Here is a 19702-nt window from a genome sequence, read left to right on the forward strand (position 1 = left end):
AAACTTACATGAAAACAAAACGAAATTTCATACTTTCATACGTTAATTAGTTTAAAATGAATAATATTTTCATGTAATATATTCACTGTGTGAATGTGGAACTCGCAATAAAACAGAAAATTTATACAGATTTATTCATACTAAGCACATATGAAAAGTTATGAATTGTTTTATAACAATAAGTAAGTACTGTAGAAATAAAGTTTGAGAGAGGTGGTTCGTACATGACTCACGGTGAGAACGTTCTCTATTTTTAACCATCTCAAATCAATTGCAAGAAAATAGAATAATAAAATGCGATAGTAATAGTTGCTAATACATAGGAGGAGTTAAAGTGAAAAAGACTTTAATTACAGGGTTATTGGTTACAGCAGTATCTACGAGTTGCTTCGTTCCTGTAAGCGCTTACGCTAAGGAGGGGCAAACAGAAGTGAAAACAGTATATGCGCAAAATGTAATTGCTCCAAATACATTATCCAATTCAATTAGAATGTTAGGGTCACAGTCACCGCTTATCCAAGCATACGGATTAGTTATTTTGCAACAGCCAGACATTAAGGTAAACGCTATGAGTAGTTTAACGAATCATCAAAAATTTGCAAAAACGAATGTACGAGAGTGGATTGATGAATATAATCCGAAGCTAATCGACTTAAATCAAGAAATGATGAGATACAGCACAAGATTTAATAGTTATTATAGTAAGCTCTATGAACTAGCAGGAAAAGTAAATGAAGATGAACAGGCAAAAGCAGATTTTACAAACGCATATGGAAAATTACAATTGCAAGTCCAAAGCATTCAAGAGAGTATGGAGCAAGATTTATTAGAGTTAAATCGATTTAAAACGGTATTAGACAAAGATAGTAACAACTTATCAATTAAAGCTGATGAGGCAATAAAAACACTTCAAGGATCAAGTGGAGATATTGTGAAATTAAGAGAAGATATTAAAAGAATTCAAGGGGAAATTCAAGCTGAATTAACTACTATTTTGAATAGACCGCAAGAAATCATTAAAGGTTCTATTAATATCGGTAAACAAGTATTTACAATTACAAATCAAACTGCACAAACGAAAACAATCGACTTTGTTTCTATCGGTACTTTAAGTAATGAAATTGTAAATGCTGCAGATAGTCAAACGAGGGAAGCAGCTCTTCGTATTCAACAAAAGCAAAAAGAGCTATTACCGCTTATTCAGAAGTTATCACAAACTGAATTAGAGGCGACTCAAATTACATTTGTTGAAGATCAAGTAAGTAGCTTTACAGAACTAATTGATCGCCAAATTACAACTTTAGAAACGTTATTAACGGATTGGAAAGTTTTAAATAATAATATGATCCAAATTCAAACAAATATTGAAGAAGGCACGTATACAGACAGTAGTTTACTTCAAAAACATTTCAATCAACTTAAAAAAGTAAGTGATGAAATGAATAAGCAAACAAATCAATTTGAAGATTACGTTACAAACGTTGAAGTACATTAAACAGAAAAATAATTAGCGATATAGGGAGAGAAGAAAAATGACAAAAAAACCTTATAAAGTAATGGCTCTATCAGCACTTATGGCAGTATTTACAGCAGGGAATATTATGCCGGCCCATACGTATGCAGCTGAAAGTACAGTGAAACAAGCTCCAATTCATGCAGTAGCAAAAGCATATAATGATTATGACGAATATTCATTAGGACCAGAAGGCCTTAAAGATGCGATGGAAAGAACAGGTTCTAACGCTTTAGTAATGGATCTGTACGCTTTAACAATTATTAAACAAGGTAATGTTAACTTTGGGAACGTAACGTCAGTTGATACATCTTTAAAAGGTAAAGTGATTCAGCATCAAGATACAGCTAGAGGGAATGCACAACAATGGCTAGATGTATTGAAGCCACAGCTTATTTCAACAAATCAAAATATCATTAATTACAATACGAAATTCCAAAACTATTATGATACTTTAGTTGCTGCGGTTGATGCAAAGGATAAAGCAACTCTTACGAAAGGTCTAACTAGATTATCAAGTAGTATTACTGAAAATAAAGCGCAAGTAGATAAGTTAGTAGAAGACTTAAAGAAATTCCGAAATAAAATGACGTCGGATACTCAAAATTTCAAGGGAGATGCAAATCAAATTACATCTATCTTGGCTAGTCAAGATGCTGGAATTCCGCTTCTGCAAAATCAAATTACAACGTATAATGAAGCAATTAGTAAATATAATGCAATTATTATCGGTTCATCTGTTGCGACAGCTTTAGGCCCAATTGCAATTATCGGTGGTGCGGTTGTAATTGCTACGGGAGCAGGAACTCCGCTAGGAATCGCATTAATTGCAGGTGGAACAGCAGCAGTAGGTGGTGGTACTGCAGGAATCGTCTTAGCGAAGAAAGAGCTTGATAATGCACAGGCAGAAATTCAAAAGATAACAGGACAAGTTACAACTGCGCAATTAGAAGTGGCAGGACTAACGAACATTAAAACACAAACTGAATATTTAACAAACACAATTGATACAGCAATTACAGCGTTGCAAAACATTTCAAATCAATGGTACACAATGGGATCAAAATACAATTCTTTACTTCAAAATGTAGATTCAATTAGTCCAAATGACCTTGTTTTCATTAAAGAAGATTTAAACATTGCGAAAGATAGCTGGAAGAACATTAAAGACTATGCAGAAAAAATCTATGCTGAAGATATTAAAGTAGTAGATACGAAAAAAGCATAATCGAATACGAATCGTTAGAGCGTTAAGTATTGATGAATGAGTTGAAGCTCCTGTTCAGTTGTGAGCAGGAGCTTTTTTATATCCTTATAAAGAGAATGGGTGAAAAGTATGCAGAAAAGATTTTATAAAAAATGTCTTTTAACGATCATGATTGCTGGGGTGGCAACGAGTAATGCACTTCCTTTACATCCTTTTGCAGCGGAACAAAACGTAAAAACATTACAAGAAAATGCAAAAAATTATTCTCTCGGTCCAGCAGGATTCCAAGATGTAATGGCGCAAACGACATCGAGCATATTCGCAATGGATTCATATGCAAAATTAATTCAAAATCAGCAAGAGACTGATTTGAGTAAAATAAGTTCAATTAATAGTGAGTTTAAAGGAAATATGATTCAGCATCAAAGAGATGCAAAAATTAATGCGGCGTATTGGTTAAATAATATGAAGCCTCAAATTATGAAAACGGATCAAAATATTATTAATTACAATAATACTTTTCAAGCGTATTATAATGACATGTTAGCAGCGATTGATCAAAAGGATAGCGGTAAATTAAAAGCGGATTTAGAAAAGTTGTATGCGGATATTTTAAAGAATCAAAATGAGGTAGATGTACTATTAGGGAATTTGAAAGCTTTTCGCGATAGAATGGCGAAAGACACAAATAGTTTTAAAGAGGATACGAATCAATTAACCTCGATTTTGGCGAGTACGAATGCTGGTATTCCAGCTCTAGAGCAACAAATAAATACATATAACGATTCGATTAAAAAGAGTAACGACATGGTCATTGCTGGTGGCGTACTTTGCGTAGCACTAATAACATGTCTTGCGGGCGGACCGATGATTGCGATCGCAAAAAAAGATATTGCAAATGCAGAACGAGAAATAGCCAGTTTAAAGAATAGAATTTCAGGAGCACAAGCAGAAGTGGCAATTTTGACAGATGTGAAAAATAAAACGACTAATATGACAGAAACAATTGATGCAGCAATTACAGCACTGCAAAACATATCAAATCAGTGGTATACGGTAGGTGCGAAATATAATAATTTACTACAAAACGTAAAAGGAATCAGCCCTGAAGAATTTACCTTTATAAAAGAAGATTTAAATACAGCGAAAGATAGCTGGAAGGATGTAAAAGATTATACAGAAAAATTACATGAGGGTGTGACGAAATAAACAGTGGACTAGTTCCGCTGTTTATTTTTTTATCCCGTTTTTTGTGAGAGCCGAGCTTGTAATTTTACCCATAAGTTTGCCGTTTGTTTTATCAATGTAACTTTAGGATAATGTTTGGTCAAATTGATACTAATAACCTCGATAAACTCCTGATCACGCTTTTTATATTTAATATTTTAAGTAAAAAAGCTATACTATAGGCAAAACTAAAAATTGGAAAGGAAATACTAGAACATGGAAAATTATTTGTTATTTATCCTCACAGCAATCTTAATCATAATAATGCCTGGTCCCGGTTTTGCCTTAGTTACAAAAAACACTATCTCGCATGGTAGAAATGGTGGGATAAGGACCGTCTTAGGAACGGTATCTGGAATGATGATTCATACAATAATGGCTACACTAGGACTCTCTGCTATCCTAATGAAATTCTCTATGTTATTTACATTAATAAAATATGCTGGGGCTTTTTATTTAATTTACTTAGCTGTAAAGTCAATTAAAAGTGCCTTTTCTAAAAAAGAAGATATGTCAGGTTCAGTGGAAATGAACTCTAAGGATATTGGTACGATTAAAAGTTTTAGACAAGGATTTACCACGGCAATCTTAAATCCGAAAACGGCTGTATTTTTCCTAAGTTTTCTACCCCAATTTATTGTGAGCAATCAAAGTCATCTCTTCCAATTTCTGTTGTTAGGACTCACATTTACGACTTTGACAGCAATATGGTATTTACTTTATATCTCACTAATACGTCAATTAAGAACTTTTTTACGAAAAGAAAAAGTGAACCGTACAATAGAGGGTATTACTGGTACAGTATTATTAGCATTTGGAGTTAGGTTATTTTTCCAAAAATAAATATGTATATGAAAAGAGAAATAATCAATGGTGGTTATTTCTCTTATTCACTTATTCTAAAACTACCATTATAGATTTCTAGAGGTGAGATGATTTTTTGTTGGGTATTTATGTTACTATCACTGTAAAAATTGTGAAGAAATGTACTTAAACTAACGGGGCAGGATAGTTGAATAAGAATAAAAATATTTTTATAAGTTAAATTTATTGAATATCATAAAATATTTATAATTAAACTTTTTTCTAAATCAACACTCGATGGCGAGGTGGTGTTACCTCAAATATAATTATTTTATTTGAAGATCTCATTTTAATTTTTTCAAATCTTTTCATAGGTTGATATACAAAGACGTGTAGTGATAAGCCTATAACTGCAGTAATGTTTAAAATAATACTTATAATCATTAAAGACCATTCTATAACTGGAGAAAAGTATCCGTCCGTACTTAATGTAGAAGAACTTACATCTAGTATTAAAATAACTATTAGTATAAAGGTAAGTTTTTAACCAATTTGAATCCCCCCTTTTAAGAGTAATATCTTTATATTATTATATTAAAAAATAAATTATATAATTAATTATAAGATAGTTATCTATGAGAATTTAACTTGTTTTTTCGTTTTGGGGTGTTAAAAAATTCTTAAGTTGATGGGCATGGGATAGCACACCATGCCTATGAACTTAAGAACAGAAACTTACGCTTGAACATAATATCAAATTTAGATGAGCAAAGCTATTTCAAGTGAATAGAATCCACTCTTTAAGAATACATAAAATATATACATACAAGCTTAGTCTGATCACTACATCATTAGTGAAAGTAGGATTCTATAGATTTTGGAGGAAGAGATATGAAAAAAAAGGTTCTCCTGTTTACAGATTTGGGGATTGATGATGCGTTTGCTATACTGTACACTTTTTTTCGTAAAGACATTCAACTTGTAGGAATTGTAGCCGATTATGGAAATGTATCCAGAGAAAATGCAATAAGAAATATTAACTATTTGAAGTACATTGCGGGAAGAGAAGAGATACCCGTATTCCTTGGTGCTTCTGTACCGTTGACAGGTATATTGATTCAGTATTTCCCTGAGGTACATGGAAAAGTCGGATTAGGACCTATCATTCCCCCTGAAATTTCATATCCAGTTTATCCTTTAAATGATATTTATCAAATTATAGAATCAAATTTAGAAGATCTTACAATTATCAATTTAGGAAGACTTTCTTCGCTAGCTACGACTTTTGTGTTGAATTTAGAAACAATGCGAAACGTAAGAGAATGTATTTGCATGGGGGGAGCTTTTTTCTATCCAGGTAACGTAACTGCTGTGGCTGAAGCTAACTTTTACTCAGACCCTTATGCAGCAAACTTAATTCTGCAGCATGCAAAGAACTTGACAATTATTCCTTTAAATGTGACTCAACATGCGATTGTTACACCCGAAATGGTCCAGCAAATCGATGCATTTCATCGGAATACACAGGATCTTGCAGGACTCATCATCAAACCTATGTTAGACTATTATTATAAATTCTACTCCAAGTCTAATCCTGGTATAAGTGGAAGCCCTATGCATGATTTTGTAACAGTGTGGTATTTGCTGAATCAAGAGGCTGTTGGCCTTTCAAGAGTACCCATTAAAGTAATTCCTGATCAAGGAGAAGGATTTGGTCAAAGTATTGCAGACTTTCGTTTTGCTACTAATCCAGGCTATAAAACGCATAATGTAGCTTTTCAGCTTGATTATAAAAGATTCAAGAAGGATATTATGGAAACGTTTTTAAAGAAGAGAGTGTAACAGACTTTATTAACTTCAGATAATAGGGATTATGTGAATGAAATGCCACTTCACTTAACGTACAGGAATTCGACTTTTTTAGGTTAAAATTCGCTTAGCATATAAAACTTCCAAAATGTTGGCTGTATCCCATCACTATCAAGCTAACAAAACAAAATCCCCCTAAAATGAAAAAATCCGCTGACTTCTCAAAGTAATTAACTGTAGTGAAAGAAAATTTTTATTTTGGGGTACATTAAAACTTTAGCTTGACGGGCAGGGGGCCTCGTCACATGCTTATCAAGCTAAGAAATTAGTTGTTCTCCAAAACGAAAAAATTAACTAAATCCCCATAAATAACTATAGGAAGATAAAAACACTGTAGCTTTCGAATAAAGTTTGATCAAAATTATGTAGTTGTTTGGTGATAATAAAATTGTTTCATTTATAATAAAATCATTTAAAAATTAATAGAGTTATTCAATTTATTCTGACGGTAATAATAAAGTAATTAAAAAGTGAAAATATTTGTTTGGAAAATACGGTTACTCATTTGCGATATTTACGTACCATGAAACAACTAATTACACTGTCTATAACTGAAATTCTCTTTGATTTCGAATGCTTTACAAACAAAAAAATAGCACGAATGTTCGTATGAAGGTATAATTATAAGTATCTTAAAATCAAAGGAGGTCTTGCCTTATGAGTCAAAGAATTTCCTACTATGATGTTGCACCTGATGGCATGAAAATTATGATGGATATGGAGAAGTACACTAAGAAATCTACAATTAATCGAATTACTAGAGAACTTATAAAGATTAGAGTCTCTCAAATTAACGGTTGTGCTTTCTGCATGGATATGCATACATCAGATGCCCGTAAGATAGGTGAAACCGAACAACGAATTTATTGCTTGAATGCTTGGAATGAATGTGATTTTTATACACCTGAAGAGAAAGTTGCTCTTGAACTATCTGAGCATATTACTCTAATTCCCACTAAAAGAGTTCCTGAAGACCTATATAAGCGAGTACGTGAACACTATGACGAGAAACAATATATTGACCTTGTTCTGGTAATTAATCAAATCAACAGTTGGAATAGAATTTCTATTGCAATGGGAAATACAGCAACTAAAAAATAATTGCTCTCAACGAACGGTAAATAAGAATAAAATTAAAGATGTTTAAAAATCACAATACAATTGTTTCATTTTTCTTTATTACGCAGTTATCATAAACTGTAACATAACCAAATTTTTGAAATTTATTGGTTCATCCTTTATAGCTTTTATAATAATATTATCTTGAAACACGAAGGGACTGAACTATGCGCAGATATCAATATCTTGACCCCAAAATAAAAACATAATGGAGGTAAAAATATTGATTACAGAACTACAAACCGAAAGATTAGTTTTAAGAAAAATGAAAGTATCAGACTCAGCTAGCATGTTTACAATTTGGGCGGATCCAGAAGTTACAAAATTTATGAATATCAATAGTTTTACTGATGAAAGCCAAGCGGTAGATATGATTGAAATGCTTGATAAGTTATCTCGGGAAAACAGAGCTATTCGTTATTCAATAATTGAATTAGAATCAAATGAAATTATCGGTTCTTGTGGTTATAATTCATTTGATTTCAAAAACGCCAAAGCAGAAATTGGTTACGATATTAGTAAAGCTTTTTGGGGTAAGGGGTATGCGCCAGAAGCCATTCTCTCTTTAATGGATTATGCGTTTAGTACTTTAGAATTCAATAGAATAGAAGCAAAAGTTGAATCTGAAAACATCAATTCAATAAAAGTCTTACAAAAGTTAAACTTTACATTCGAAGGGACAATGAGAAAGTGTGAAAAATCTAATGAAAAGTTTATTGATCTAAGTATTTATTCAAAATTAATAACAGATTAACTTATATTACTTAGCCTACATTCCTTAAAATGTAGACTATTAAATACCCTCGAAGCATCCTTAATTGCTATTAATTGGAAGTGAGGGCTACGGCTCTCTTTTTTAATTCACAATTTCTAGTACAATTGAAATAATTAAGAAACGTATAGAGTAATCCGTCCGATCTTAACCACTGAAGAAAAATTAACAGAGGAAGAGATCATGAACTTTGCTGTTGAAATGAGGGAAAAGAAATAGAAGGACACAACTATATAATAAGAAAAATCTAGAAGATACGTAATATTTAAAAATGAACCGTCTCATAAAGAACATGTAGTAATTTCTACGTGTTCTTTTTTAATAAAAATGAAAGTAAACTGTTAAATAAAAATTTACTTTCAATGTCATATAAGAAGAACAAAAAATAAGTCGTCTTTTGCTCTTAACAGGGTCTTACCAGCAGCATCCGTTACTTTAGAAACACTCCTATGAGATATAATTATTGATGGTACTTTTTAGGTGATATACTGGAGGTAGATTACTCATCTAATGATGAAGGGAGGTTTACGCGTATGGAAGTAACATTTACAGTAAGTAAATGGGATGAAAAGCCAGTCAATGACACTAGAAAAGATTTCCCTATTAATATTGCCCATGTCGAATATGATATTGACGGTGAATTAAAAGGAAAAGCTTTTGTTGAATATTTATTATATTATTTAGAATCAACTATAGATGATGGTCACTTGGCTACTGCTAAAATTTCTGGATTTTTACATTTCGAAGGAATTTATAAGGGAAAACGAGGGACATTTATAGCTATAGAGCAAGGGATATTTGATAAAGGAAATCTAGATTCCCCTGCAATAATCATCAAAGCTACTGGTGAATTAGAAAGCCTGAAAGGGTCCTATAATTATAAGTTTACAGGTCAAACCAGTAAAATGATTCTAGACTTTGAATTCTAACAAAATATCTTATAATTTAGCAAAAAGGGCATCCACTGTAATACCAGGAATGTCCTTTTTTAAACTAAATTATACCGAAAAACAAGACTCAAAATTTTCAATGGGAGGAAATGATATGAGGATCACGATACAAGAATATGTGGTCAATGAAATAGATTCAGGACCATATGGAATAACCGTAGGAAAAGACGGAGCATTGTGGTTTACGGAACAGAAAGGGAATCGAATTGGTAGAATAAATGCTACTGGTGAAATAAATTCTTTTCCCATTCCGACAGCAAATGCAGGAGCTATGTCAATTATCTCGGACCAGACCGGTGACTTATGGTTTACGGAATATAACTCAAGCAAGATCGGTAAAATGTCGATGAACGGTCTTTTTGAAGAATATGTACTCCCTACAACGAACGCCGCACCTTTTGGCATAACGGAAGGACCAGATGGAGCAATATGGTTTACAGAAATGAATAATGGTAGGATCGGAAGAATAACAAAGTCAGGGGAAATCACCGAGTTTGAATTGCCTAACTCCAAATCATTTCCCTCTTTTATTACTCTGGGATCAGACGGTGCATTATGGTTTACACAGAATCAGAACAATAGGATTGGGAGAATAACCACTAAAGGTGAGGTCAAAGAATATCCAATCCCAACACCCAACTCCGGGCCAGTTGGAATTGCGAGCGGCCCAGATGGAGCAATATGGTTTGTGCAAATCATAGGCAATAAAATTGGTAGAATTACGTTCGAAGGTGAGATCAAAGAATTTGTTATACCGACGCCGAACGCTCGTCCTCATGCCATAATACCTGGGAATAACAGAGATCTTTGGTTCACAGAATGGGGAGGTAACAAAATCAGCCGTATTACAGTTGAAGGAGTTATTACGGAATATACGATACCTACAAATAATGCAGAGCCACATGGTATCACGTTTTGTCCGGATGGCGATCTTTGGTTCGCTGAAGAGTGTAATCAAATTGGACGTCTAACAATCATTACGTAATAGGGATATCGTCCATCGCTATCAAGCTTAGAAAAGTAAATATCCCATCACCATCAAGTTAAGAATTTGGTTGCTCCCCAAAACGAAAAAATGTGCTTTTTTGTTACAAGTAGCACAAAATTTCGTTCTGGGGGTACTATAAAATTTTAGCTTGATGGCGATGGGGTCTCGCCATCAAAACGTGAATTTCGCACGCTAAGGAATTTCTATATTAAAAAACTTGGCTTTACCGTACGTTAAGGAAGTTCCATAAACGATATTTAATGTTTGTTATTGTTACTACAGAAAGAACAAAAAGAATGAATTAAATATGAATCGATTTATCCCGCTATTTGCGGGCAGTAAGACTCCCACCTCAAAATTCGGCGAATACGAGGGAGTTAGGTGGGAGTCGGACTGCCCGTAAAAGCCCGATTGGTGAGGGCTAATAATCAGTGGGGGATGAACAAAACCCCCACTGATTAAAGTTTCACTTTATCTGATTCAAGATCATTTGTATCGAGTGTATGAAGCTAAAAAATAAAAGTTTCATTGTAAATCCTAAGTGGAGTAGAAGTTTAGGTTGATAAATAAGGGAGTCGAATTTTTTTGCATAAAGCTGTATAATGCTTGTAACGAAAAGGAAATACAGGAAAGGATATGTAATGAGTTACTATGGATAAGGATAAACAACAATTAAGCGTTGAAGTTGCAAGATTATATTATCAATCAGATTATAGTCAGCAAGAAATTGCTAACAAATTAAATATCTCAAGACCGACAATCTCAAGATTATTAAAGTACGCGAAAGAAAAAGGATTTGTTCAAATTAGTATAGCTGATCCGTTTGCTGATTTAGATAACGTCGGGAACTTACTTAAAGAAAAGTATAACCTGTTAGAAGCGCATGTCGTATTTTCTCCAGTACCAGAATATGCAACGATTACGGAGTATATTAGTAAATATGCAGCTGAGTATATGGAAAAGACAGTGAAAAATGGTGATATCGTTGGTGTAAGCTGGGGAATGACGATGTATGAAATCGCTAGAAAAATCGTACCGCAACATGTGAAAGGTGTAGAGGTTGTCCAGTTAAAAGGTGGCATTAGTCACTCAAGTGTAAATACATATGCGAATGAAACGATCGCGTTATTTGCAGATGCTTTTCAAACGACGCCAAGAAATCTACCTCTTCCAGTTATATTTGATAATGCGGTGACAAAAGAATTAGTGGAGCAGGATCGACATATTCATCACATTATTGAAATGGGAAAACAAGCGAATATTGCAATTTTTACTGTCGGAACAGTGCGTGATGAAGCGTTATTATTCCGATTAGGATATTTAGATAAGGATGAAACTAGCTTACTGAAAAAACAAGCAGTCGGTGACATTTGTTCACGTTTCTTTGACGGAGATGGAAATATTAGTAGTGAAGAAATTAATAAGCGTACAATTGGAATTGAGTTAGAAGAGTTAAAGTTAAAGAAACGTTCTATTTTAGTTGCAGGTGGTAATAGAAAAATAAAAGCAATTGACGGTGCGTTACGTGGCGGGTATGCAAATGTACTAATTATAGATCAGCATACAGCGAAAGAATTGTTACATTATCAAAAAGGTTAGAAATAAAAGGCTTTCTCAAAATATTAATTTTGAGAAAGCCTTTTATTTTTAGTATGAATAAATCAATGTGTAGTACCTTGTAAAGTATTTGTAAGGAACGCTCTTTGATTGATCTCCTTTTTCAAAAATTAGTGAGTTAGCCATAATATCTCTATCTACAAAACTCCATCCATCTTGCTCCATCATATCGATAAAAGGTTCCATTTTTCCGCGCTTTACTAAGTAGGGGTATTGATTATCTATCGGTTCTACTTCCACCATTTCTTTATCTTGAATAACCATCTTAGACATAGCTGAAGCAAATGGAACTGGGTTTCCTTCTTGGAAAATAACATCCCTTTTATAAAAAATAAATATGGATAGTGAGGTGCATACTAGCAATGTGAATATAAAGAATTTTGACTTAAACAAGTGGTTCACATCCTTTATTTACAAGCTTATACTACTTTCAATGTATTACTAGAAATTCCCTTCTGAAAAAGAATGAACAAAAGTTCAAAAGTGTATTTACATTTGTTCAACTAAGAGTTAGAATGAAGTTGTTAAAAGATATGAGGAGTGAAGATAATGAACATTGCAAAGTTAATTGACCATACAATTTTAAAACCAAATTCTACAAAAGAAGATGTTATGAAAGTAATCGAAGAGGCAAAGCAATACAAATTTGCTTCAGTTTGTATTAATCCTACATGGGTAAAGCTAGCTGCTGAAGAATTAGCTGGACATGATGTAGACGTTTGTACTGTAATCGGTTTCCCATTAGGAGCAAGCACTACTGAAACAAAAGCATTCGAAACAAAAGATGCTATCGCAAAAGGTGCAACTGAAGTTGATATGGTAATCAACGTAGGTGCTTTAAAAGATGGCGACAATGAGTTCGTTGAAAAAGATATTTATGAAGTAGTACAAGCAGCAAAAGGAAAAGCTCTTGTAAAAGTAATCATTGAAACTTGCCTTCTAACAGATGAAGAAAAAGTTCGTGCTTGTGAATTATCAGTAAAAGCTGGCGCTGATTTCGTAAAAACTTCAACTGGATTCTCAACTGGCGGAGCAACTGCAGAAGATATCGCATTAATGCGTAAAACAGTTGGACCAAACGTTGGCGTGAAAGCATCTGGCGGCGTTCGTACACGTGAAGATGCAGACAAAATGGTAGAGGCTGGAGCTTCTCGCGTTGGAGCAAGTGCTAGTGTTGCAATCGTATTAAATGATGCAAAAGGTGCTACAGATAACTACTAATCAATAAAGTGTGAAAAGCAATAGATACACGTTTAAAGTAAAGTGTATCTATTGCTTTAACAATTGAAAAGAATGTAAGCGGATACGAATGGGAGGAGACGGCTTATGAAATACTTAATCGGTGTTTTAGGCCTCGTATTGATTTTAGGTATCGCTTGGCTTGCTAGTAATGATAGAAAGAAAGTCAAATATCGCCCAATCATAACGATGGTTATATTACAATTCATTTTGGGGTTTTTATTATTAAATACAAGCGTAGGGAATATATTAATTAGTGGAATAGCAGATGGTTTTGGAGAATTATTAAAATATGCCGCTGATGGTGTGAATTTCGTATTTGGTGGATTAGTAAATCAAAAAGAGTTTTCATTCTTTTTAAGTGTATTAATGCCAATCGTATTTATATCAGCTTTAATAGGTATTTTGCAACACATTAAAGTATTACCTATTATTGTGAAATCTATCGGTCTAGTATTAAGTAAAGTAAATGGAATGGGGAAATTAGAATCATATAACGCGGTAGCTTCTGCGATTTTAGGACAATCTGAAGTGTTTATTTCAGTTAAGAAACAACTAGGATTATTGCCAGAGAAAAGAATGTATACATTATGTGCATCTGCAATGTCTACAGTATCTATGTCTATCGTTGGATCATATATGGTGTTATTAAAACCGCAATATGTTGTAACCGCTTTAGTGCTTAACTTATTCGGTGGCTTCATTATTGCTTCTATCATTAACCCGTATGAAGTTACTGAAGAAGAAGATATGTTAGAAGTACAAGAAGAAGAGAAAAAGACATTCTTTGAAGTATTAGGGGAATACATTATAGATGGATTTAAAGTTGCGATTACAGTAGCAGCTATGTTAATCGGTTTCGTTGCCCTTATCGCATTCATTAATGCAGTATTTAAAGGTGTAATCGGTATCTCATTCCAAGAAATTCTTGGTTATGTATTTGCACCATTTGCATTTATTATGGGTGTTCCATGGCATGAAGCAGTTAACGCAGGGAATATTATGGCGACAAAACTTGTATCAAATGAATTTGTTGCGATGACAGATTTAGCACAAGGAAACTTTAATTTCTCAGATAGAACGACAGCGATTATATCTGTATTCTTAGTTTCATTTGCAAACTTCTCTTCAATTGGAATTATTGCTGGGGCAGTTAAGAGCTTAAATGAAAAACAAGGGAATGTAGTCGCAAGATTTGGTTTGAAATTACTTTTCGGTGCAACGTTAGTAAGTTTCTTATCAGCAACAATCGTTGGCTTATTATTTTAACAGATTCATATAATATAAAAAGGAATGGTGATTACAATGAGAATGGTAGATATTATTGCGAAAAAACGTGATGGAAAAGAATTAACAACTGAAGAAATTAATTTCTTTATTAACGGTTATACAGACGGAAGTATTCCTGACTATCAAGCGAGTGCACTTGCAATGGCAATTTTCTTTAAAGATATGACGGATCGTGAACGTGCAGATTTAACGATGGCAATGGTTGAGTCTGGAGAAACAATCGACTTATCAGCAATTGAAGGCATTAAAGTAGATAAGCATTCAACTGGCGGTGTTGGTGATACAACAACATTAGTATTAGGACCATTAGTCGCTGCTTTAGATGTACCAGTAGCAAAAATGTCTGGTCGTGGTTTAGGACATACGGGCGGGACAATTGATAAATTAGAAGCGGTAGAAGGATTCCACGTTGAAATTACGAAAGAACAGTTCATTGATATTGTAAACCGTGACAAAGTGGCTGTTATCGGACAAACAGGAAACTTAACACCTGCTGATAAAAAGATTTATGCATTACGTGATGTAACAGGAACAGTAAATTCAATTCCTCTAATTGCAAGTTCAATTATGAGTAAAAAAATTGCAGCTGGTGCTGATGCAATCGTACTTGATGTAAAAACAGGTGCTGGTGCATTTATGAAAACCGAAGAAGATGCAAAAGAATTAGCTCATGCAATGGTACGTATCGGAAATAATGTTGGACGTCAAACGATGGCGGTAATTTCAGATATGTCACAACCTCTTGGTTTTGCTATTGGTAACGCTCTAGAAGTGAAGGAAGCAATTGATACTTTAAAAGGCGAAGGTCCAGAAGATTTAACAGAATTAGTACTTGTATTAGGAAGCCAAATGGTCGTACTTGCGAAAAAAGCAAATACATTAGAAGAAGCTCGTGAAATGCTAATTGAAGTGATGGAAAACGGAAAAGCAACTGAGAAGTTTAAAGAGTTCTTAAGCAACCAAGGCGGAGACAGCTCAATTGTAGATAATCCAGAAAAAATGCCACAGGCGAAGTATGTAATTGATGTACCTGCAAAAACTTCAGGTGTGATTTCAAACATTGTTGCAGATGAAATCGGTATCGCAGCTATGTTATTAGGTGCTGGCCGTGCAACAAAAGAAGATGAAATCGATTTAGCGGTAGGATTAATGTTACGTAAAAAAGTTGGCGATGCAGTAAAAGAAGGCGAGCCGTTCGTAACGATTTATGCAAATCGCGAAAATGTAGAAGATGTAAAAGCTAAAATTTATGAAAACATTTCTATCGCTGAAACAGCAGTGGCTCCTAAATTAGTTCATACAGTTATTACTGACTAATCATAATTACATTTACTTTGAGGAGGAAATAATATGGATAAGAAAAAATATATCGAAGAAGCAAATAAGATGTTGTCAAAAGCATATATTCCGTATTCTAAATTTCCTGTTGGTGCAGCATTAGTTACGAAAGAAGGTAAAATCTATACTGGTTGTAATATAGAAAACGCTTCTTACGGTTTATGTAACTGTGCAGAAAGAACAGCGATCTTTAAAGCAGTATCAGAAGGTGAGCGCGACTTTAGTTACTTAGTCATTACAGGAGAAACTGACGGACCTATTTCACCATGTGGTGCATGTAGACAAGTTATTGCTGAATTTTGTAATCCGAAAATGCCAGTTTTACTAACAAATGTAAAAGGCGATGAAAAAGAAGTGACTGTAGAGCAGTTACTTCCTGGTGCCTTTTCAATTGAAGATTTAAAATAAGTTAAAAGGCCATTCCACAATGAATAGTTGGGGAATGGTCTTTTTTATTTTCAAAAAATAAAACGCAAGACTAACAATGTAATACTCTGTTCATATTCCGTTCATAAACTTTGCGTAAAATGATTGCAGTGAATAAAGAAAGTGACAATATGAATTGTCGTTCTACAGCAGGAGGAATATAATGAAGAAATTATATAATGCAGCATTCATTTACTTAATTATTGGTTTATTATCAGGTGTATTTGCAAGAGAGTATACGAAAGCACAAGGAATTAAAGGATCCACTATGTTGCAATTAGTGCATACACACGTATTAGTGCTCGGCTTCGTATTCTTTTTGATCGCTTTAGCTCTATTTAAAGTATTTAATGTCCGTGAAACAAAAAGTTTTCGTGCGTGGTTTGTTGTTTATAACATAGGACTTATTTTTACAATCGCTACAATGGTATTTAGAGGTCTTCTACAAGTAAATGGAACTGACTTTAATGGTTTAAGCCATATGGCTGGATTAGGTCATGTCATTATAAGTGTTGGGCTCGTTTGGTTTATGATTTTGCTCAAAAAATCTTTTAAATAGATAGGAGTGGAGAGTATGAGTTTAGCACTTTTATCAAGTATAGTAGCGGTTTGTATGGCCGTTGGAGTTATGTTTCTTCGCTTTAAGTCAGCGAAAAAACCGGTAACAAAAAAGAAAATTATATTACCGCCAATTTTTATGAGCACTGGTGCAATGATGTACTTTTTACCAGAGTTTCGGTTAACATCGTTAGAAATAGTAGAGGCAATTAGCCTAGGACTTATTTTCTCTATATTTCTTATTAAAACATCTAAGTTCGAAATAAGAGGCGAAGACATATATATGAAACCATCAAAAGCGTTCATATTTATTTTAGTTGGTTTATTAGCTGTCCGGGTAGCATTGAAATCATATTTAAGTCAGTCGATTGATTTAACCCAATTAAGTGGAATGTTTTTCTTACTCGCTTTTGCGATGATTGTATCGTGGAGAATTGCGATGTATCGCTCGTTTACTAAATTAGAAAAGACAATAAAAAGAGCTGGAATTTCTATATAGGAATTTCAGCTCTTTTTATGTTTTATACGATTGTTTTTTTAGCTTTGATTTCATTTGCTTAATTTTAAACGTATTTGAGCATCTTGTAATGCAACTGGTGTAACGTTAAGACCATTTTGATCAACGATTTTTGTGTTTAATAAAATGGAATCTAAGCTCCCGCGAAATGTTTTTGTATAGTTTTGACGCAACATTTGTTGTTCTTGTTTTTCATCAACTGTTAATCCAGATGCTTTTTCTTTTTTTGATAATTCGTTAATACGGAATAAAATGTTTTTCATTTGTTTTCACCTCTAGTTAGATTTAATTACATTAGTTACTTACTAATATATAGTTATTTTAACCTATCTTTTAATAAGTGTCAATGCCTATAAACATTCCTTGTTTTGTAAGTGTATGGGGTGATAAAGAATGAAAAAACTACAAATACTTGAAATAGAAAAGATGTTAATATACAATACCTAAGTAGGGTATATAGGGTATTGTTTTACTTTATGAGAGTAATAAGCAAAAAGGAGTATGTAATAATGAATTCAGTAATTTCAAGGAAAGAAACAATCATATCATATAGCATTGCAATTCTATTTATATTAGCGATGGTTACAGCTGGTGTACTATTAGATGATCCAGAAGTAATTTTGCCGGAAATAGCTGCGATGGCAATAGCTTTATGGGCATATCGTGAGCCGGGATGGCTAAGACAACCAGAAAAAATCTTTATTGCGCCGTCAATAACAGCTGTTATTGGTTTTGCAGTGAATCAAATGGATATTTCCTATATAGGAAAAGTTAGCTTAACACTTATATTAATGATGTTGTTTTTACGTGTTATTCAATCCAATTTAGCACCATCTATTGCGACAGGTTTATTACCATTAGTAACAAATGCGACGGAATGGTCATTTGTTATCTCAGTCTTCGTTTTGACATTTATTTTAATGATTGGTGTTCTTATTTTTAAATTGAACAACGGTATTGAGAGAAAAGTTAAAATCCAATATAAATATATGGTTGTATTTCTATTTTTAAATTTTGTATGGATCAGTTTATGTTGGATAACTGGTTATGAACAATTAGCGGTTATTCCGCCAATTCTAGTCGTTGTGTATGAATCACTTCAAAAACCGATGTACAATGAAAAAATGGCATTTAAACAAATAGTAGTATTAACTATATCGGCGACTGTTGGAACTTTATTGTATTTTGCAATTGATTCATGGATTGTAGTCACTTTATTAAATATGATATTGATGCTTATTTTATTAAAAATCGTTGGAGTACGTATTCCAGCAGCGTATGCATTCCCATTACTTCCGCTCGTATTTCCTGATGAAATGATAAAGATGTTACCAGTAGGTTCATTTGTTGCAGGGGTATTTTTATTTGGCGCAGTACTACTGTATAAGAAGTGGGAGATGAAGCAAAAGGGCATGCAAATGTAGAGAAGAAAATACAATCCCTAGTTAGCATAATAAATAGACACCCACGGGTGTCTATTTTCATTAAATGAAATTTAGCTTAACTCATTTAAGCAATTCACAAGTTCTGTTGTTTTAGAAAAGAATGGTGAATGATCAGCTTCCAAAGTAATTATTTTTGTGCAAGTAGTTTCTGTATTCATTCGGCGCTGAAAATCAATCGGAATCGCTCTATCTAGAGTTGTTTCGATATAAATACGATTTACAGTTCCAAAGTTCTCTTCTGATATTTTTAGCTCTTTTTGGAACGGTCCTAGTGGTTGAGGACGCATTTGATTAAAAGATGCTCCTTTAATAGAACCGTCTTCTGTAGCATTTAAAAATGTTTGTTCAATCAACTCTGGTACAAGTTCTGCAGTCAAGTCATTCTCATTTATAGAGAATTGTGGTCCGGTTTCTCCATTTAATTTACTACCAAGACTTTCGCCGTTTTGTGGTAAGAATGCGCAAAGATAAACTAATTTATCGATTTTATTTGGTATAAGCTCAGCGGTTTGAGTGATCACAATTCCACCCATACTATGTCCAACCAGAATAACTTTTTCATTTTGTTGATCTATAGTAGCTGTTACTGCATTAACATAGGAATCTAATGTTATATTTTGTGATGGAGTTGTATCTTTCCCACTTCCAGGTAAGTCTAGTGTAATAACTGTATGTCCGAAAGCCTCTAGTTGAGGTTTTACTAAATCCCATGCCCATTCACCTTGCCATGCTCCATGTACTAAAACGTAAGTACTCATTTAATCAACACTCCTCTAATGTTTATATGTTTATTTTTTCGTAATATTGATGATGTATAATTAGT

The 19702-nt window shown here is 33.5% G+C and carries 20 protein-coding genes and 1 pseudogene; 17 read left to right on the forward strand and 4 right to left on the reverse strand.

Annotated elements, in window-relative coordinates; genetic code table 11:
* Positions 1–334: 334 nt before the first annotated feature.
* The 4 genes from nheA to DET63_RS24465 all read left to right on the forward strand — a co-directional run bounded on the left by nheA (position 335) and on the right by DET63_RS24465 (position 4790).
* The gene (nheA, locus tag DET63_RS24450) at positions 335–1495 is read left to right on the forward strand and encodes a non-hemolytic enterotoxin NHE subunit A (protein WP_002135640.1); all 1161 of its coding nucleotides are present in this window, start codon (positions 335–337) and stop codon (positions 1493–1495) included.
* Positions 1496–1532: 37 nt separating this feature from the next.
* A complete protein-coding gene (gene nheB / locus DET63_RS24455) occupies positions 1533–2741 on the forward strand; it encodes a non-hemolytic enterotoxin NHE subunit B (RefSeq protein WP_113938128.1) in 1209 nt (402 codons plus the stop codon).
* A 108-nt stretch (positions 2742–2849) separates the two neighbouring features.
* Entirely contained in the window at positions 2850–3929 is a 1080-nt protein-coding gene (gene nheC / locus DET63_RS24460; protein WP_113938129.1) for a non-hemolytic enterotoxin NHE subunit C, read from the forward strand.
* Positions 3930–4163: 234 nt separating this feature from the next.
* A complete protein-coding gene (locus DET63_RS24465; protein ID WP_113938130.1) occupies positions 4164–4790 on the forward strand; it encodes a LysE family translocator in 627 nt (208 codons plus the stop codon).
* 243 nt (positions 4791–5033) lie between these two features.
* Here the strand turns inward: DET63_RS24465 and DET63_RS24470 are convergent.
* A pseudogene (locus DET63_RS24470) lies at positions 5034–5302 on the reverse strand (hypothetical protein).
* A gap of 340 nt (positions 5303–5642) precedes the next feature.
* Between DET63_RS24470 and DET63_RS24475 the strand changes: the two are divergent.
* The 6 genes from DET63_RS24475 (at position 5643) to DET63_RS24500 (ending at position 12048) form a co-directional block, all read left to right on the forward strand.
* Positions 5643–6593, forward strand: coding sequence for a nucleoside hydrolase (locus DET63_RS24475; protein ID WP_002126827.1), 951 nt, complete (start codon positions 5643–5645; stop codon positions 6591–6593).
* A 684-nt stretch (positions 6594–7277) separates the two neighbouring features.
* On the forward strand, positions 7278–7721 hold the full coding sequence (locus DET63_RS24480) for a carboxymuconolactone decarboxylase family protein (protein WP_113938131.1): 444 nt from the start codon (positions 7278–7280) through the stop codon (positions 7719–7721).
* Between the two features lie 241 nt (positions 7722–7962).
* Positions 7963–8493, forward strand: coding sequence for a GNAT family N-acetyltransferase (locus tag DET63_RS24485; RefSeq protein WP_002126830.1), 531 nt, complete (start codon positions 7963–7965; stop codon positions 8491–8493).
* Between the two features lie 551 nt (positions 8494–9044).
* Positions 9045–9440, forward strand: a complete 396-nt coding sequence (locus tag DET63_RS24490; protein ID WP_113938132.1) for a DUF3224 domain-containing protein — start codon at positions 9045–9047, stop codon at positions 9438–9440.
* A gap of 115 nt (positions 9441–9555) precedes the next feature.
* The gene (locus DET63_RS24495) at positions 9556–10446 is read left to right on the forward strand and encodes a Vgb family protein (RefSeq protein WP_113938133.1); all 891 of its coding nucleotides are present in this window, start codon (positions 9556–9558) and stop codon (positions 10444–10446) included.
* A 654-nt stretch (positions 10447–11100) separates the two neighbouring features.
* The gene (locus tag DET63_RS24500; protein WP_113938134.1) at positions 11101–12048 is read left to right on the forward strand and encodes a DNA-binding transcriptional repressor DeoR; all 948 of its coding nucleotides are present in this window, start codon (positions 11101–11103) and stop codon (positions 12046–12048) included.
* 48 nt (positions 12049–12096) lie between these two features.
* On the opposite strand, the gene DET63_RS24505 is transcribed toward DET63_RS24500, so the two are convergent.
* Complete coding sequence (locus tag DET63_RS24505; RefSeq protein WP_113938135.1) at positions 12097–12459, reverse strand: hypothetical protein; 363 nt, start codon at positions 12457–12459, stop codon at positions 12097–12099.
* 156 nt (positions 12460–12615) lie between these two features.
* Here DET63_RS24505 and deoC point away from each other — a divergent pair, with 156 nt between their 5' ends.
* The 6 genes from deoC to DET63_RS24535 all read left to right on the forward strand — a co-directional run bounded on the left by deoC (position 12616) and on the right by DET63_RS24535 (position 17416).
* On the forward strand, positions 12616–13287 hold the full coding sequence (deoC, locus tag DET63_RS24510) for a deoxyribose-phosphate aldolase (RefSeq protein WP_002012110.1): 672 nt from the start codon (positions 12616–12618) through the stop codon (positions 13285–13287).
* A 105-nt stretch (positions 13288–13392) separates the two neighbouring features.
* Positions 13393–14574 (forward strand): NupC/NupG family nucleoside CNT transporter, encoded by a 1182-nt coding sequence (locus DET63_RS24515; protein ID WP_002035026.1) that lies wholly within the window; start codon positions 13393–13395, stop codon positions 14572–14574.
* 36 nt (positions 14575–14610) lie between these two features.
* Positions 14611–15912, forward strand: a complete 1302-nt coding sequence (locus tag DET63_RS24520) for a pyrimidine-nucleoside phosphorylase (protein ID WP_002141297.1) — start codon at positions 14611–14613, stop codon at positions 15910–15912.
* A 33-nt stretch (positions 15913–15945) separates the two neighbouring features.
* The gene (locus DET63_RS24525; RefSeq protein ID WP_002158324.1) at positions 15946–16341 is read left to right on the forward strand and encodes a cytidine deaminase; all 396 of its coding nucleotides are present in this window, start codon (positions 15946–15948) and stop codon (positions 16339–16341) included.
* Between the two features lie 181 nt (positions 16342–16522).
* Positions 16523–16918 (forward strand): DUF2871 domain-containing protein, encoded by a 396-nt coding sequence (locus DET63_RS24530; protein WP_113938136.1) that lies wholly within the window; start codon positions 16523–16525, stop codon positions 16916–16918.
* A gap of 15 nt (positions 16919–16933) precedes the next feature.
* Entirely contained in the window at positions 16934–17416 is a 483-nt protein-coding gene (locus tag DET63_RS24535) for a CcdC family protein (protein ID WP_113938137.1), read from the forward strand.
* Positions 17417–17466: 50 nt separating this feature from the next.
* Here DET63_RS24535 and DET63_RS24540 read toward each other — a convergent pair whose 3' ends face one another.
* Positions 17467–17697, reverse strand: a complete 231-nt coding sequence (locus DET63_RS24540; RefSeq protein ID WP_061689763.1) for a DUF896 domain-containing protein — start codon at positions 17695–17697, stop codon at positions 17467–17469.
* 246 nt (positions 17698–17943) lie between these two features.
* Between DET63_RS24540 and DET63_RS24545 the strand changes: the two genes are divergently transcribed.
* On the forward strand, positions 17944–18858 hold the full coding sequence (locus tag DET63_RS24545; RefSeq protein WP_113938138.1) for an HPP family protein: 915 nt from the start codon (positions 17944–17946) through the stop codon (positions 18856–18858).
* 71 nt (positions 18859–18929) lie between these two features.
* Here DET63_RS24545 and DET63_RS24550 read toward each other — a convergent pair whose 3' ends face one another.
* The gene (locus tag DET63_RS24550; protein ID WP_113938139.1) at positions 18930–19637 is read right to left on the reverse strand and encodes an alpha/beta fold hydrolase; all 708 of its coding nucleotides are present in this window, start codon (positions 19635–19637) and stop codon (positions 18930–18932) included.
* Positions 19638–19702 lie beyond the last annotated feature (65 nt).

Source organism: Bacillus sp. DB-2, from assembly GCF_003315125.1.
Classification (GTDB): Bacteria; Bacillota; Bacilli; order Bacillales; family Bacillaceae_G; genus Bacillus_A; species Bacillus_A mycoides.

Coding starts and splice junctions, on each gene's coding strand:
- nheB (WP_113938128.1), top strand. CDS start 1,533: ATGACAAAAAAACCTTATAAAGTAATGGCTCTATCAGCACTTATGGCA.
- nheC (WP_113938129.1), top strand. CDS start 2,850: ATGCAGAAAAGATTTTATAAAAAATGTCTTTTAACGATCATGATTGCT.
- DET63_RS24465 (WP_113938130.1), top strand. CDS start 4,164: ATGGAAAATTATTTGTTATTTATCCTCACAGCAATCTTAATCATAATA.
- DET63_RS24475 (WP_002126827.1), top strand. CDS start 5,643: ATGAAAAAAAAGGTTCTCCTGTTTACAGATTTGGGGATTGATGATGCG.
- DET63_RS24480 (WP_113938131.1), top strand. CDS start 7,278: ATGAGTCAAAGAATTTCCTACTATGATGTTGCACCTGATGGCATGAAA.
- DET63_RS24490 (WP_113938132.1), top strand. CDS start 9,045: ATGGAAGTAACATTTACAGTAAGTAAATGGGATGAAAAGCCAGTCAAT.
- DET63_RS24495 (WP_113938133.1), top strand. CDS start 9,556: ATGAGGATCACGATACAAGAATATGTGGTCAATGAAATAGATTCAGGA.
- DET63_RS24500 (WP_113938134.1), top strand. CDS start 11,101: ATGGATAAGGATAAACAACAATTAAGCGTTGAAGTTGCAAGATTATAT.
- deoC (WP_002012110.1), top strand. CDS start 12,616: ATGAACATTGCAAAGTTAATTGACCATACAATTTTAAAACCAAATTCT.
- DET63_RS24515 (WP_002035026.1), top strand. CDS start 13,393: ATGAAATACTTAATCGGTGTTTTAGGCCTCGTATTGATTTTAGGTATC.
- DET63_RS24520 (WP_002141297.1), top strand. CDS start 14,611: ATGAGAATGGTAGATATTATTGCGAAAAAACGTGATGGAAAAGAATTA.
- DET63_RS24525 (WP_002158324.1), top strand. CDS start 15,946: ATGGATAAGAAAAAATATATCGAAGAAGCAAATAAGATGTTGTCAAAA.
- DET63_RS24530 (WP_113938136.1), top strand. CDS start 16,523: ATGAAGAAATTATATAATGCAGCATTCATTTACTTAATTATTGGTTTA.
- DET63_RS24535 (WP_113938137.1), top strand. CDS start 16,934: ATGAGTTTAGCACTTTTATCAAGTATAGTAGCGGTTTGTATGGCCGTT.
- DET63_RS24540 (WP_061689763.1), bottom strand. CDS start 17,697: ATGAAAAACATTTTATTCCGTATTAACGAATTATCAAAAAAAGAAAAA.
- DET63_RS24545 (WP_113938138.1), top strand. CDS start 17,944: ATGAATTCAGTAATTTCAAGGAAAGAAACAATCATATCATATAGCATT.
- DET63_RS24550 (WP_113938139.1), bottom strand. CDS start 19,637: ATGAGTACTTACGTTTTAGTACATGGAGCATGGCAAGGTGAATGGGCA.